At 63.1% G+C, this 12,579-nt stretch carries 14 protein-coding genes; 7 read left to right on the top strand and 7 right to left on the bottom strand.

What is annotated here, in order from left to right:
- Nucleotides 1–39: 39 nt before the first annotated feature.
- Entirely contained in the window at nt 40–1,173 is a 1,134-nt protein-coding gene (locus ACTJKE_RS04890; RefSeq protein ID WP_440660246.1) for an ABC transporter substrate-binding protein, read from the top strand.
- Nucleotides 1,174–1,223: 50 nt separating this feature from the next.
- On the opposite strand, the gene ACTJKE_RS04885 is transcribed toward ACTJKE_RS04890, so the two are convergent.
- Entirely contained in the window at nt 1,224–1,376 is a 153-nt protein-coding gene (locus tag ACTJKE_RS04885) for a hypothetical protein (protein ID WP_162733605.1), read from the bottom strand.
- Here ACTJKE_RS04885 and ACTJKE_RS04880 point away from each other — a divergent pair.
- Genes ACTJKE_RS04880 through ACTJKE_RS04870 form a run of 3 tightly spaced genes read left to right on the top strand, consistent with a single transcriptional unit; the run spans nt 1,363 to nt 4,285 of the window.
- Nucleotides 1,363–2,472, top strand: a complete 1,110-nt coding sequence (locus ACTJKE_RS04880; RefSeq protein ID WP_440691309.1) for an ABC transporter substrate-binding protein — start codon at nt 1,363–1,365, stop codon at nt 2,470–2,472. The genes ACTJKE_RS04885 and ACTJKE_RS04880 overlap by 14 nt on opposite strands.
- Nucleotides 2,472–3,539, top strand: a complete 1,068-nt coding sequence (locus ACTJKE_RS04875) for a FecCD family ABC transporter permease (protein ID WP_440660251.1) — start codon at nt 2,472–2,474, stop codon at nt 3,537–3,539. Before ACTJKE_RS04880 ends, ACTJKE_RS04875 begins: the two co-directional genes overlap by 1 nt.
- On the top strand, nt 3,533–4,285 hold the full coding sequence (locus tag ACTJKE_RS04870) for an ABC transporter ATP-binding protein (RefSeq protein WP_057251854.1): 753 nt from the start codon (nt 3,533–3,535) through the stop codon (nt 4,283–4,285). Before ACTJKE_RS04875 ends, ACTJKE_RS04870 begins: the two co-directional genes overlap by 7 nt.
- A 110-nt stretch (nt 4,286–4,395) precedes the next feature.
- Here the strand turns inward: ACTJKE_RS04870 and ACTJKE_RS04865 are convergent, their stop codons facing one another.
- The 5 genes from ACTJKE_RS04865 to ACTJKE_RS04845 form a co-directional block, all read right to left on the bottom strand.
- Nucleotides 4,396–5,670, bottom strand: a complete 1,275-nt coding sequence (locus ACTJKE_RS04865; RefSeq protein WP_440691401.1) for a sugar MFS transporter — start codon at nt 5,668–5,670, stop codon at nt 4,396–4,398.
- Between the two features lie 200 nt (nt 5,671–5,870).
- Nucleotides 5,871–6,917, bottom strand: coding sequence for a glutathione synthase (locus ACTJKE_RS04860; protein WP_440691307.1), 1,047 nt, complete (start codon nt 6,915–6,917; stop codon nt 5,871–5,873).
- A gap of 8 nt (nt 6,918–6,925) precedes the next feature.
- A complete protein-coding gene (locus ACTJKE_RS04855) occupies nt 6,926–8,791 on the bottom strand; it encodes a flavohemoglobin expression-modulating QEGLA motif protein (RefSeq protein ID WP_440691305.1) in 1,866 nt (621 codons plus the stop codon).
- 14 nt (nt 8,792–8,805) lie between these two features.
- Nucleotides 8,806–9,630, bottom strand: a complete 825-nt coding sequence (locus ACTJKE_RS04850; protein ID WP_440691303.1) for an N-formylglutamate amidohydrolase — start codon at nt 9,628–9,630, stop codon at nt 8,806–8,808.
- A gap of 130 nt (nt 9,631–9,760) precedes the next feature.
- On the bottom strand, nt 9,761–10,660 hold the full coding sequence (locus ACTJKE_RS04845; protein ID WP_440691301.1) for a LysR substrate-binding domain-containing protein: 900 nt from the start codon (nt 10,658–10,660) through the stop codon (nt 9,761–9,763).
- Nucleotides 10,661–10,766: 106 nt separating this feature from the next.
- Here ACTJKE_RS04845 and ACTJKE_RS04840 point away from each other — a divergent pair, with 106 nt between their 5' ends.
- The 3 genes from ACTJKE_RS04840 (at nt 10,767) to ACTJKE_RS04830 (ending at nt 12,111) form a co-directional block, all read left to right on the top strand.
- Nucleotides 10,767–10,961 (top strand): hypothetical protein, encoded by a 195-nt coding sequence (locus tag ACTJKE_RS04840; protein ID WP_440691299.1) that lies wholly within the window; start codon nt 10,767–10,769, stop codon nt 10,959–10,961.
- A 288-nt stretch (nt 10,962–11,249) separates the two neighbouring features.
- Complete coding sequence (locus ACTJKE_RS04835; RefSeq protein WP_057251848.1) at nt 11,250–11,462, top strand: hypothetical protein; 213 nt, start codon at nt 11,250–11,252, stop codon at nt 11,460–11,462.
- A gap of 46 nt (nt 11,463–11,508) precedes the next feature.
- Entirely contained in the window at nt 11,509–12,111 is a 603-nt protein-coding gene (locus ACTJKE_RS04830) for a nitroreductase family protein (protein WP_058322866.1), read from the top strand.
- A 51-nt stretch (nt 12,112–12,162) separates the two neighbouring features.
- Here ACTJKE_RS04830 and ACTJKE_RS04825 read toward each other — a convergent pair whose 3' ends face one another.
- The gene (locus ACTJKE_RS04825; protein WP_058329749.1) at nt 12,163–12,480 is read right to left on the bottom strand and encodes a potassium channel family protein; all 318 of its coding nucleotides are present in this window, start codon (nt 12,478–12,480) and stop codon (nt 12,163–12,165) included.
- Nucleotides 12,481–12,579 lie beyond the last annotated feature (99 nt).

Here is a 12,579-nt window from a genome sequence, read left to right as displayed (position 1 = left end):
CATTAGATCGCGTCGATTTTTCCAGCGGAGCAGAAAACAATGCGGTTTTTCAACAGGGTGGCTGCGGCCGCCACGGGCTTTTGCGTGCTTTTTTCGACGGCAGCCTTCGCTGATGTCGTGACGCTGAAAGACGTGACCGGCCGCGATGTCGAGGTCAATGTACCGGTCGAGCACGTGATCCTCGGCGAAGGGCGCCAGATCTATTTCCTCGGTGCGCTCGACCGTGACGAGCCGTTCAAACGCGTCGTCGGCTGGCGTGACGATCTCTCCAAGGCTGACCCGGAAAGCTACGCCGCCTATCTCGCGAAATACCCTGATATCGCCAAGCTGCCGACCTTCGGCGGCATGAAGGACGGCACTTTCGACATCGAGCAGGCGGTGGCGCTAAAGCCCGATGTTGTCTTGATGAATGTCGATGCCAAGACTGCGACGGAGGAGGCCGGCTACATCGAGAAGCTCGCCAAGGTCGGCATTCCGCTCGTCTATGTCGACTTCCGCGAAAAGCCGATGGAAAACACCGAGCCGAGCATGCGTGTAATGGGCAAGCTGCTCGGCGAGGAAGAGAAGGCCGAGGAGTTCATCAAGTTCCGCGCCGACAGCATCGCCAAGGTGACCGACGTTTTGGCGAAGGCCAACCCGAAGAAGCCGCTGGTCTTCGTCGAGCGCGCCGGCGGTTACTCCGACGATTGCTGCATGTCTTTCGGCAACGAGAATTTCGGCAAGATGGTCGAATTCGCCGGCGGCGTGAACATGGCCAAGGACATCATTCCCGGCACCTTCGGCACGGTCAATCCGGAGCAGATCATCGCTGCGAACCCGGACCAGATCATCGTCACCGGCGGCAACTGGCAGGGTTACGTGCCGGGCGGCGCCTGGGTTGGGGTCGGTTATGGCGCGGATGTAAAGGAAGCGGCCCGCAAGCTCGAAAACCTGACCAAGCGCCCGGCCTTTACCGGCGTCCAGGCGGTCAAGGACGGCCAGGTCCATGCCATTTGGCACCAGTTCTACAACAATCCCTACCAGTTCGTCGCGATCCAGCAGATCGCCAAGTGGCTGCATCCGGATCTCTTCGCCGACCTCGACCCGGAAGCGACGTTCAAGGAGCTGCATGAGCGCTTCCTGCCGCTTCCCTATGAGAGCGGCTACTTCGTTTCGCTGACGGCCAGCAAGTAAGCAGATCGACAGCCGGAGGAGGGGAGGTCTCTACGGCGCCGCGCGTCTTATTAGACGCGCAAAGGTCGCCGTAGCACTTTGAATTGCTGCATGTTTTCGCCCTTAAATCGCATGCGATTTAAAAAAACAGCAGCAGCGTCGCGATCGAAAGGAATGAGAATGCCGATCTTCAGGAAAATCGCGTCGGCGATGATCGCCGCCATAGTGCTGGCGGCTCTGCCGGCTAGTGCCGCGGAAATCATCGACGTTACCGGCCGCCGGGTCGAAATCGCGCTGCCCGCCAAGCGCGTGCTGCTGGGCGAGGCGCGGCAGATCCATGTCGCGGCGGCGCTGAAAGGCGAGCATGTCTTCGACACGATCGTCGGCTGGCGCGACGATCTCGTGAAAAAGGATCCGGATTCCTACGCCGCCTATGTCGAGCGCTTCCCCGAGATCGAGAAGCTGCCGCGTTTCGGCTATATCCCTTCAGGCGATTTCAGCCTCGAAGCGGCGATCGCGTTGCAGCCCGATGTGTTGACCCTGAACCTCGAGGCTGAGAAGGCCGTCGAGGAATCCGGCTTCATCGAGAAGGCGGCGGCCGCCGGCATCGCCGTCGTCTATCTCGATTTCCGCGTCGATCCGGCTGCCAACAGCGAGAAATCGGTCGCAATCCTCGGCCAGCTCTTCGGCGCCGAGGCAAAGGCGCGTGAATTCATCGAATACCGCAATGCCCAGATCGCGTTGGTGACGGACCGCCTGAAGAAGGCGGGGGCAATCGCACGCCCCAAAGTCTTTATCGAGCGCTCTCCCGGTATCACCGGCGACGTCGTCTGCTGCCGAACCTTCGGTCCGGCCAATTTCGGCAAGATGGTGGAAGAGGCCGGCGGCCACAATATCGGTTCGGACGTGATCAAGGGCACCTTCGGCGACCTCAATCCCGAGCAGCTCATCGTCAGCGATCCCGACCATGTCATCATCACCGGCAGCAACTGGTCGGCGGAATCCGATCTCAACCAGTTCGTCAGCGTCGGCCGTGGCGCCGATACGGCGGCGGCTGAAGAGCGTCTGCGCGGCCTGATGCAGCGCCCGGGCTTTCCCGGATTGAAGGCGGTGAAGGAGGGCAACGTTCACGCCGTCTGGCATCAGTTCTATGGCGCGCCTTACGAGTTCATTCCGATCCAGCAGTTTGCCAAGTGGTTCCATCCGGAGCTCTTTGCCGACCTCGACCCGGATCGGACTTTCCGAGAGTTTCACGAGAAGTTCCTGCCGGTGACCTATCGCCCGGGCTATTTCGTTTCGCTTCCGAAGGATGGTGAGTGATGGTTGCCATGACCGACCAGGTTTCCGGCATGGAAGGACGAGGGCGCTACCGCGCCCTCGTCCTGCGCCGTTTGGTGTTGATCTTCTGTCTCATCGGCGCGCTGTTTGCGTCCGTCGCTGTCGACATGGCGCTCGGCCCCGCGAACTATCCGCTCGCCGATGTGCTGACGGCGCTGTTCCGGTCGGAAACCGTGAGCGACCAGCTCCGGGTGGTGATCTGGGACATCCGCATGCCGATCGCGCTGATGGCCGTGACGGTCGGCGCCTCGCTGTCGGTCGCCGGCGCGCAGATGCAGACGATCCTCGCCAACCCGCTGGCAAGTCCGTTCACGCTCGGCATCTCCGCCGCTGCCGGTTTCGGCGCGGCCCTCGGCCTCGTTGCCGGCGTCGCGGTCTTTCCGGTTGCGGTCCAGTACATGGTGCCGATCAACGCCTTCCTGATGGCGATGCTGGCGGCGCTCTTCATCCACTTCGCCTCCACCATGCGCGGCGTCACAGTGGAAACGATCGTGCTGCTCGGCATCGCGCTCGTCTTCACCTTCAATGCTGCGCTGTCGCTGCTCGAATACCTCGCCTCCGAGCAAGCGCTGGCCGCGGTCGTGTTCTGGACGATGGGCAGCCTCACCAAGGCAACATGGCCGAAGGTCTGGATCACCGGCGCCGTGCTGCTGTTCGCCTTGCCGCTCTTTGCACGGCACGCCTGGGCGCTGACGGCGCTCCGGCTCGGCGACGACAAGGCGGCGAGCTTCGGCATCAATGTTCGCCGGCTAAGGCTCGAGGCGATGATGACGGTCAGCCTGCTTGCGGCGATCCCGGTCTCCTTCGTCGGCACGATCGGTTTCGTCGGTCTCGTCGGGCCGCATATCGCCCGCATGCTGGTCGGCGAGGATCAGCGCTTCTTCCTGCCGGCCTCGGTGCTCTGCGGCGCGCTGCTGCTTTCGGTCACCTCGGTCGTCAGCAAGATGCTGATTCCGGGCGCGGTGCTTCCGATCGGCGTCATCACCGCGCTCGTCGGCGTGCCCTTCTTCTTCGTGCTGATTTTCACCAACAGGAGGCGTGCATGGTAAGCCTGACGCTGGAAAAGGTTGGTGCGAACTATGGCCGGCGCGTGGTGCTGTCGGACGTCAATACAGGTGTCCTTAGGGGCGGTGGCCTGACGGCGGTGATCGGTCCCAATGCCGCCGGCAAGTCGACGCTGTTCAAGCGCATCGCAAGCCTGACGTCCGGGCCCGGCACCGTCCACCTTTCGGACACGTCCAAGGGGCCCGAGGGCATCTGCTACATGCCGCAGGATACCGGCGCCAATGCCGTGCTCACCGTCTACGAGTCGGTGCTTCTGTCGGCCAAGCAGGGTTCCGGCTGGAAGGTGAAGGACGCCGAACTCGCCGAGATCGACCGGGTGCTCGGCGAGCTCCGGATCGCCGACCTCGCCTTTCGCGGTCTCGGCGAGCTTTCCGGTGGCCAGCGCCAGCTTGTCTCCATAGCCCAGGCCCTGGTGCGCAAGCCCGAAGTGCTGTTGATGGACGAGCCGACCTCGGCGCTTGATCTCTTCCGCCAGATCGAGGTACTCGGCTTCATGAAGCGCCTGTCGGCGCAGTCGGGCATGGCGGTGCTGATCGCGCTGCACGACCTGAACCATGCGCTGCGCTACTGCGACGACACGATCGTCATCAGCGGCGGTTCGGTGCTGGCGAGCGGCCCGACCCATGAGGTCATCACCGCGGACATGCTGCGCTCGGTCTACCGCGTCGAGGCGCGTGTGGAGGCTTGCTCCATGGGGCGCCCGGTCGTCATCGTCGATGAGTCGCTTTAGGCGCCAGAACAATTCCATGAAAATTTGAAGCGGTTTCCGTCTGGAACTGCACCAATTTAAGAGGCTGGAAAGCACTTCGCCGCCGAGGCGGCGAAGTGCGGCTTCTGAGATCAGGTCGGCTTGTGCCCCTTCAGGCCGTAGAAGGCGATATAGGCATAGCAGGCGACGGGCATCAGGAAGGCAAGGTGGATGCCGATGTTGTCGGCAAGGCCGCCCTGAACCAGCGGCAGCAGCGCGCCGCCGACGATTGCCAGGCACAGGATGCCGGAGCCCTGGCTCGTGTATTTCCCGAGGCCGTAGAGCGCCAGGCTGAAGATCGTCGGGAACATGATCGAGTTGAAAAGCCCGATCACCAGAACCGACCACATGGCAACGCTGCCGCCGGCAAAGACGGTTAGCAGCAACAGCACGATCGCTGCGACTGCGTTGAAGGCCAACGCCTTGCCGTCGTCGACGAAGCGCATCGCAACCGCGCCGATGAACCGGCCGACCATCGCTCCGCCCCAGAAATACATCACATAATGGGCGGCTTCGGCTTCGGAGAGGCCGGCAATATCGGGCTGGTTTAAGAAGTTGACGAGGAAGCTGCCGATGCTGACCTCCGCGCCGACATAGACGAAGATGCCGATGGCGCCGAGGACCAAGTGGCGGTAGTGCCAAGCCGACTTGCCGTCGGTGATCGGCTCGATCTCGTCATGCACTTCGACGGTCGGCAGCTTCAGGGCGGCGAAGAGCGCCGCAAGCAGCAGGAAGGCGGCGGCAAGAAGCAGGTAGGGCATCTTGACCGCGCTTGCTTCGGCGAGCCTCAGCGCGTCGAGCTGCTCCGGCGTCGCGTCGGCGGTGGCGACGACAGCAGCCGACAGGATCAACGCCGCACCGAACATCGGGGCCAGCGTCGTGCCGAGCGAGTTGAAGGCCTGGGTCAGGGTCAGGCGGCTCGCGGCCGTATCCGGCGGACCAAGCACGGTCACATAGGGATTGGCCGAAACCTGCAGCAGCGTGATGCCGCTTGCCAGCACGAAGAGAGCACCGAGGAACAGCGCATAGATGCGATAGCTTGCCGCCGGGACGAACAGCGCGCAGCCGATGGCGGCGATGACGAGGCCGAGCACGATCCCCCATTTGTAGCTGATGCGCTTGACGAGCGCGCCGGCGGGCAGCGAGACGATGAAATAGGCGCCGAAGAAGCAGAACTGGATCAGCATCGACTGCGTGTAGTTGAGCGAGAAGACGTTTCTCAGATGCGGGATCAGAATGTCGTTCAGGCACGTGATGAAGCCCCACATGAAGAACAGTGAGGTGAGCGCGAAGAGGGCAAATCGATAGCCCGTCGCGTCCGGTGACGCGGATGAGGCCGCGCGCGTGGGCTCAGCGCCCTTGGTGATGATACCTGCCAATGGATTAACCTCATGATGTCGTTGACGCCGGAGCTTGGGCCTTGGGAGGGCGTCGCATTGGACGCGCCGGCGCTTGGGAGCACGAAGATATCCGGCTGCGCGGCGCTTATACCGCGCGCGTAAGGCTTTGACAGTGTGAAAGGTAGGATTTCCCCGGTCGCAGGCCCGTCGCGAGGGCTGGCTATCGGTCAGAGCGTGGCCAGTTCGCGATTGGTAAGTGTGCCGACATGGGCCCGTTTGATGTCGAGCTTCCGTTCGAGCGCCGCCATGATGTCCTCGCTGAAATCGATCGATGTCAGTTCGGCGATTTCAGGCAGGGCTCCGGGGGTGAAGACGTTGACCTCAACGAGCTTGTCGCCGACCACGTCGAGACCGACGAGGAACATGCCGTCGCGCACCAGCTTCGGCCGCATCTGTTCGGCCACCGCGAGCATTTCCGGCGTGACGACGGCGGCGACGGGCCTGCCGTTGACATGCATGTTGGAACGTAGCTCACCTTCCGCCGGGACGCGCCGAACCGCAGCGTAGGTATCGCCGCGTTTGAGCGGCCGGCCGTTCATCAGGAACAGCCTGACGTCGCCTTCCGTTGCTGCCGGCAGATATTCCTGTGCGATCACATAGCCCATCTCGCTGACCGCCTCGAAGATCTGGTTGAGGTTCGTCTCGTGGCTGGAGCTAACCTTGAAGACGTTCTTGCCGCCGGAGCCCTGCAGCGGCTTCAGAATGACACCTTCCGGGTGCTCGTCGACAAAGGCCCTGATCTCCTCGATATGCTTCGAGATCAGCGTGGTCGGCCGGACGATTTCGGGAAAGTCCTGGAGATAGAGCTTGTTCTGCGCCCGCGTCAGCCCGTCGGGATCGTTGACGACGATTGCCCCGCGCTCGGCCGCAAGCCGCCCGAAAATCACGCCCGCCTGGGTGGCCCAGGGGCGCGGACCGGCGTCTTCCGACGGGTCGCTTCTCAAAAACAGAACGTCGACGTCGGCGATGTCCAGCGTCTCACGCCGCGTGGCGCCGCTCCGCAACGCGGCGATGAAGGTTTCGGCCTTGCGCGGCTTCGCCGCGCCGAGGTTGAGGGCGTGGATCATCAGGCGGCCATCGGGCCTCAGGATGAAATCACCAGGGGTGACGTAGACGATCTCGTGGCCACGGGCGAGTGCCGCAAGCGCAAGCGATGTCGTCGCATAGACCGTCTCTTCGCCCTCGATGGAGTTGACGAAAAAGGCGATGCGCATTTAGTTTCCTACTCTGCGACCATGTCGAGCGGGGTAATTCCCCTCTGGGCTCGCTGAAGTCGGTCGCGCGCTTTGACGTCATCGAGGAAAATAGGGCGAATGGCCGCGGCACCAAGGAGGCCGCGCAAATTGAGTTCCTGGATCGCACCGAAATGCGACGCGGCGATCTTGCCCATCCAGAAGGGCTCGAGACTGCCGCCGTCGGCGAGATGCTCGAGAAGCTGCAACAGGCCGCGCAGGTAGATCGCGTCCTTGACCAGCCCGCCGCCGCGATAGATGCGCAGCGTAATGTTGAAGGCCTCGGCGGTGCCGAAGCCGTGGCCGTCGACGAGCAGCCGGTAGGTGTCCGGAAACGGTGCGCCGTCAAGCAGGGCCGCGCAGCCGACGACTCTCGCCGCAAGCACCCGCAGCCGGTCCGCGGTCATGCCGGCGCTCAAGTATTCGGCGAAAACGGCAAGCCCTTCCTGCATGCCCTCGTAACCCGCAAGCCCGGAGCGGAGGATCCTGAGGCCCTGCGCCGAGCCGTTGAAGTAGGTTAGCAGGTGTACGCCGACCTCGTGGTTCAGCAGCGCCTCGACGCGATCGGGGTCGAGTGCCGAGCTTCGCGCGATTAGCAATTGGCCGCGCGAGACGAGCAGGCCGGCTGGCAGGTCGTCGCGAATTTCGACGGAGGCGGTGAAATCGGCGGACTGGCGCCGATAGGCTGATATCATCGCCTGGGCTCGCTCCCTTATGTAGTCGCAGTCGCGCTTGTTGCCGGATGTCGGAGACGAGGCGCCATCGGCTGCGGTGCGCGCGAGGATGTCGGACGCGGCGTTGAGAAGGTCGCTTTCCACCGGGCCGTAGAGTGCGCGGCCGAGTTCGACGAATTTGCGGGTCTCGCGCGCGGATATCATCGAGAGCTGCAGATCGACCTCCTGCTGCTTTTCCCGATAGAGGGCATAAAGCAGCGGATCTTCGAGGTGTTCGAAGTTGAGGGTGAAGAGTTTGCGCTTGGCCGTTTCGATCTGCAGCGCCAGCGGCCGATAGTAGAGGCGGGGGCTTCGGGAAAAGCCGCTCGACGCGAATTCCGCCCAGGCGGTTTCGGCGTTGATCGGCGTCACCGCGAGCAGGAAATCGAAGCTCGAGGCGATCTCGTCGATGCCGCGGTCGGCACGCACGACCGCGTCGACGAAGGCTTTCCGGCCAAGGGCGCGATGCGTCGGTAGCCGGAAGTCATCGGACCGCGCGCGGGCGAAGGCCGCAACGGCGCGGAGCCCAGCATCGAAGACGCTCGCAACCAGCCGCTCGCGCAATTGCGGATAGATGCGGCGGGTGCCCGGCTCGCAGTAGATGGGGGCAAAACGCACGGTGAGATGGGGATAGTCGAGCGCCAGGGTCTTTCGCCCTGCCCGTGCCTCCGGTTGCCGCTCGACAAGCGTCACATGCGGGGTCCGGAACTTTCCCTCGATCGTCGCAGCGGTCTCGATCAGTGCTTTCGCGGCAACCTGCTCGGCGCCGCTTAGCCCGGCGACGACCTCGATCAGGAAGGGCGGCAGGAACGGCGCGTCCTTGGCCGGCGGGTCATCGCTTTCGAGCTCGGCAAACTCGAGAACGATGAACATGCCCTGCCGCTCTTCGATCACGCGGCCGACCCGCTCGATGACGACGGCGGCGATATCGACGCTCGGAGCCAGCAGATAGGCGGCATTCGCCTGGGCGATATCGCGCGCGACCGGCTGCTGGTGCTCGGCTGCGATATGGACGCAGAGGAAGGGAAGCAGGCGGTCGATGTGCAGCCGTCCACCCTCGCCGAAGTCCCGTCGCACGGCGCGACCATCCTTCAGTCGGGCAATGGCTTCATCGAGCCACTCCGGGTCAGGGCTCGCGCGCATGGGTCTCCCGTCCGTCATCGCTGCCTCGCGAGCGCCTCGGTCAGGATCGGAACGAGTGATCCGACCAGTGTGCGCAGCGACCTCAGCGCTTCGAGGTCTGGCTTGCCGGTCCACTCGTCCATGAAGGTCTTCTTGAACTCGATCGCGATCGCGCAGCCCGTATCGGGAAAGTGCTCGTGGATGAAGCGCGTCTGTTCTCCGCGTCCCTGGAAGGCAATGTTTTCACGCACATCCACAGGCCGACCCGCGAGCGTGGTGGCGCTGATGGCAGCGACCAGCGTATCGATCACGTCGGCCCATTTGGCCCGATCCATGGAGGAGGTTCCGATGTTGATCTCGGGTGCCTCGGCGATATCGGCCGGTTCGGCCTCCGGCCCCTGCCGCCGATGGTTGTAGCTGTGTATGTCGAGCACGATGAAGCGCTGATGGCGGCGCTCGATCGCCGTCAGCATCGACCGGAGCATGGCATAGTATTCGTCATGGACGGCAAGGGATGTTTCGATCAACTCCGCAGGCGGCTGCTCCCGCCAGACGGAAAGACCCCAGGCCTGTGCGGGCTGGAGGTAGACGGCGCCTACGCGGGCACGATTGATATCGACCTCGAAGCGCGAGCGATGGACGACGATGCGGTTGGCAAGGTCCCGGATGATGAATTCGGTGAACGGGTCCTCCTCGCGCAGCCTTTCTTCCTCCGTCAACGCCACCAGCGCCCGGGCATCGCTGCGCATGGCATGCCCATTGTGGATCGCGGTGCCGACGATCGGTCCATCGCCGCGATTTACGGTCCACCAGGCGTTCTGCGTGGCTGAACGGAACTGTTCCGTCGGCTCGCGTTGCATGTTCGCTCCCGCATGCCCTCACTATGGGCGCTTCGGGAATGCAACTCCCGGGCACGCCCGAGAGTTCCGCAATGATTCAAAATTCCATGGCAGATCAGTCCGGTTCGGGGTGCCGTTCTCGGTTCCCGCTTCAGCGCGATGACACCCCGATTTCGCCGAGGATCCATTGGCGGAAGGCGCTGATCTTCGGTGAATTGCGCCGCGTCTCCGGGTAGACCAGCCAGTAGGCATGGTCGTCGTTGCAGAGAAGATCGAAGGGCTGGACGAGGCGCCCATCGGCCAGCTCGGCGGCGAAGAACGCCGGCGTCAGGATCGCCACGCCCTGGCCGGCCGTGGCGGCGTTGCCCTCATAGGCCTGCGCGCCCATGCTGGCGCCGGGACGACTGGAAAGCCCCTCTGCTGGCACATTCGCGGCCGCAAACCATTTCGCCCACCAGGGATCGCCGGGATCGAGCAGCGGCAGACCCAACAGATCGGCCGGCTCCTTCACCCCGCCGATACTGGCCGCGAGGCTCGGGCTGAGCATAGGGGTGAAGTCGGCGTTGATCAGCCGGTGCGCCGTAAGCCCCGGCCAGTCGCCGCGGCCTGAGCGAATGCCGATATCGACCTCCTCGCGGCTGAAGTCCACCAGGTGAGGCTCCGTTTGAAGGCGGACGGCAAGGGAAGGGTGGGCGATCTGAAAGGAGCCAAGACGCCGCGCCAGCCAATTGGAGGCGAACGTGGCGATCGTGCTGATGACAAGCGTTCCCTGGGCGCCGCCGCGCGCCGTGACATAGGCTTCGCTGAGCTGCTCGAAGGCCTGCGTGACCGCCGGAGCGAGCCGCTGTCCGACTTCTGTCAAGGCAATCTGCCGCGGTCGGCGCAAAAACAAGGGCGCGCCGACCCGATCCTCGAGAACCTTGATCTGATAACTCACCGCGGCCTGCGTCATGCCGAGCTCGGTTGCGGCCTTCGTGAAGCTTCCATGCCGGGCGACCGCCTCGAAGACGCGGATCGCCGTCAATGGTGGAAGCGGAAGTGTCTTATGCATTAAATGGCCTTATGCATGGTAAGCGATATTCGATTGGAAGGTGATGCCGCTCGTAACCATTTTCAAGATCCGTCCATTAGACGGATTGATGAAGAGGATGACGGCTATGACAACCATTCAAGTACGTAGTTTTTCGTCGACAAACGATTTTTCCGCGCGCTCCTGGCTGGCGCTTCTGTTCGCTCGAAAGCGCCGTGCGCTCCAGGTCGTCGATGTCAGAGACCTGTCGGATCACCTGAAACGGGACATGGGCTTCCTCGATGGCAACCGCCCCGACGCGAAGGACCTCCCGACCGCTTGACCGCTTCCGACCTGGGCGAGCCTCCCATCGCCCAGGTCCGTCAATTCCGCTGAGCGCATCACCATCACCGCGGCCTCCTTCCTCCATTGCACTGCCCCTTCACTCGCGGCTTTGACGTGCGCCAAAAGCGGAGCACTTTTTCATCTCTCGCCTGCTCTTTGGGTCAGAATTCCTTTAATCTACTATTTGAGTGGATAATCTCGGAAGGCTCGGTCAGGAGTCGAGCTGGGCAGAAACGCCCTCCGGTCGTCGCAGGTTTGCGTTGATCGGCTGAAAATGAGGTCCGAGATGAGTATGCTGCGGCAATTTGAGCGTTTGAGCGCAATTCGCGAGGTCCTGCAGGGCCGTTTGGAACTTCACGAGGCGCGGGACTGTTTCGGCTTCGACGATGTCGAGGACGGCACGGCCAATGAGCTCAGGGACCGCATCGCCGAACTCTCCGATGAAATCTCGACCTTGAGAAGTCGTTGCGACCGATACGAAAGCTTCGGCCGTCAATGACCAACCCGAAAGGCGGCAGCACGTCGCCGATGAATGGACCATCCCCATGACCTTGCATGTGAATTCACGCGTCGCGGATCACGCGATCAATCCGCTTTTTCTCGAACGCTGGTCGCCGCGGGCCTACTCGGGCGAAGAGATTTCCGAGGCCGAACTGTTCGAAATCCTGGAGGCCGCCCGCTGGGCGCCATCAGCCTACAATGCCCAGCCCTGGCATTTCGTCTATGCCCGCCGCGGCGGACAGGACTGGGAGAAGCTGCTCGGTCTTCTGAACGAGTTCAACCGCAGTTGGGCAAAGGAGGCTTCGGCCCTCATCTTCGTGCTGTCGAAAACCTCCCTGCTGCCGCCAGGCGCCAGCGAGGAGGTGCCTTCCTACACCCATTCCTTCGATACGGGCGCCGCCTGGGGCGCACTCGCCCTTCAGGCGGCCCATTCCGGCTGGCAGGCGCACGGCATGGCCGGCATCGACTACGACCGCGCGCGGGCCGAACTCGAAGTTCCCGAAAACTACCGGATCGAGGCTGCCGTCGCGATCGGACGCCTCGGCGATAAGGCTCTGCTTCCGGAGGCTCTGCAACAGCGCGAGCAACCAAGCCCGCGCAAAGCCCTCTCCGAAATCGTGTCTGAAGGGCGCTTCGTGGCCGGCTAAGCTTCGGCAGACTTGGACGGGGAGCGGGGGTACATTGCCGGCCCGCTCTCCTCAGCGATCGTCCGTTTCATCCTTGCTCGTCGCGTTCAGCGCCTGAACGCTGATGGCCGCGACGAGGCCGGTCAGGACGATGCCGGAAAAGCCTATCACCAGAGCCAGCAGCCGTGCGCTCAGGTGTTTGGGCGTGATGTCGCCGTAGCCGATCGTCAGCCCGGTGACGAAGGTGAAATAGAGGGATTCGTCGAGCCGCCATTCCTCGATGCGGCCAATAATGACACCGCACCCGGTCATCACGATCAGGATTGCGGAGAAGATCGGCCAGAGCACCTGAAGTTGCTGGTAGAGATTGGAGAAGAACAGGCGCCGCATTCTTTTTGAATGGCTCCTGCGATGAGATTTCGCCACGCAACCCTCCCTCTTGCCAGGTTGGAAGCCCGCCATGCCAACGATTCCGTACGCCTGCGACGG

The sequence above is a fragment of the Ensifer sp. 22521 genome (genome assembly GCF_052044795.1).
Classification (GTDB): domain Bacteria; phylum Pseudomonadota; class Alphaproteobacteria; order Rhizobiales; family Rhizobiaceae; genus Ensifer.
This window is presented reverse-complemented; position numbering and strand designations above follow the sequence as displayed.

Bases quoted from the DNA above. Each gene is read 5' to 3' on its own strand.
- ACTJKE_RS04825 (WP_058329749.1), bottom strand. From the start codon at position 12,480: ATGCGGCGCCTGTTCTTCTCCAATCTCTACCAGCAACTTCAGGTGCTC.
- ACTJKE_RS04830 (WP_058322866.1), top strand. From the start codon at position 11,509: ATGACCTTGCATGTGAATTCACGCGTCGCGGATCACGCGATCAATCCG.
- ACTJKE_RS04840 (WP_440691299.1), top strand. From the start codon at position 10,767: ATGACAACCATTCAAGTACGTAGTTTTTCGTCGACAAACGATTTTTCC.
- ACTJKE_RS04880 (WP_440691309.1), top strand. From the start codon at position 1,363: ATGATCGCCGCCATAGTGCTGGCGGCTCTGCCGGCTAGTGCCGCGGAA.
- ACTJKE_RS04835 (WP_057251848.1), top strand. From the start codon at position 11,250: ATGAGTATGCTGCGGCAATTTGAGCGTTTGAGCGCAATTCGCGAGGTC.
- ACTJKE_RS04870 (WP_057251854.1), top strand. From the start codon at position 3,533: ATGGTAAGCCTGACGCTGGAAAAGGTTGGTGCGAACTATGGCCGGCGC.
- ACTJKE_RS04850 (WP_440691303.1), bottom strand. From the start codon at position 9,630: ATGCAACGCGAGCCGACGGAACAGTTCCGTTCAGCCACGCAGAACGCC.
- ACTJKE_RS04855 (WP_440691305.1), bottom strand. From the start codon at position 8,791: ATGCGCGCGAGCCCTGACCCGGAGTGGCTCGATGAAGCCATTGCCCGA.
- ACTJKE_RS04845 (WP_440691301.1), bottom strand. From the start codon at position 10,660: ATGCATAAGACACTTCCGCTTCCACCATTGACGGCGATCCGCGTCTTC.
- ACTJKE_RS04885 (WP_162733605.1), bottom strand. From the start codon at position 1,376: ATGGCGGCGATCATCGCCGACGCGATTTTCCTGAAGATCGGCATTCTC.
- ACTJKE_RS04890 (WP_440660246.1), top strand. From the start codon at position 40: ATGCGGTTTTTCAACAGGGTGGCTGCGGCCGCCACGGGCTTTTGCGTG.
- ACTJKE_RS04875 (WP_440660251.1), top strand. From the start codon at position 2,472: ATGGTTGCCATGACCGACCAGGTTTCCGGCATGGAAGGACGAGGGCGC.
- ACTJKE_RS04860 (WP_440691307.1), bottom strand. From the start codon at position 6,917: ATGCGCATCGCCTTTTTCGTCAACTCCATCGAGGGCGAAGAGACGGTC.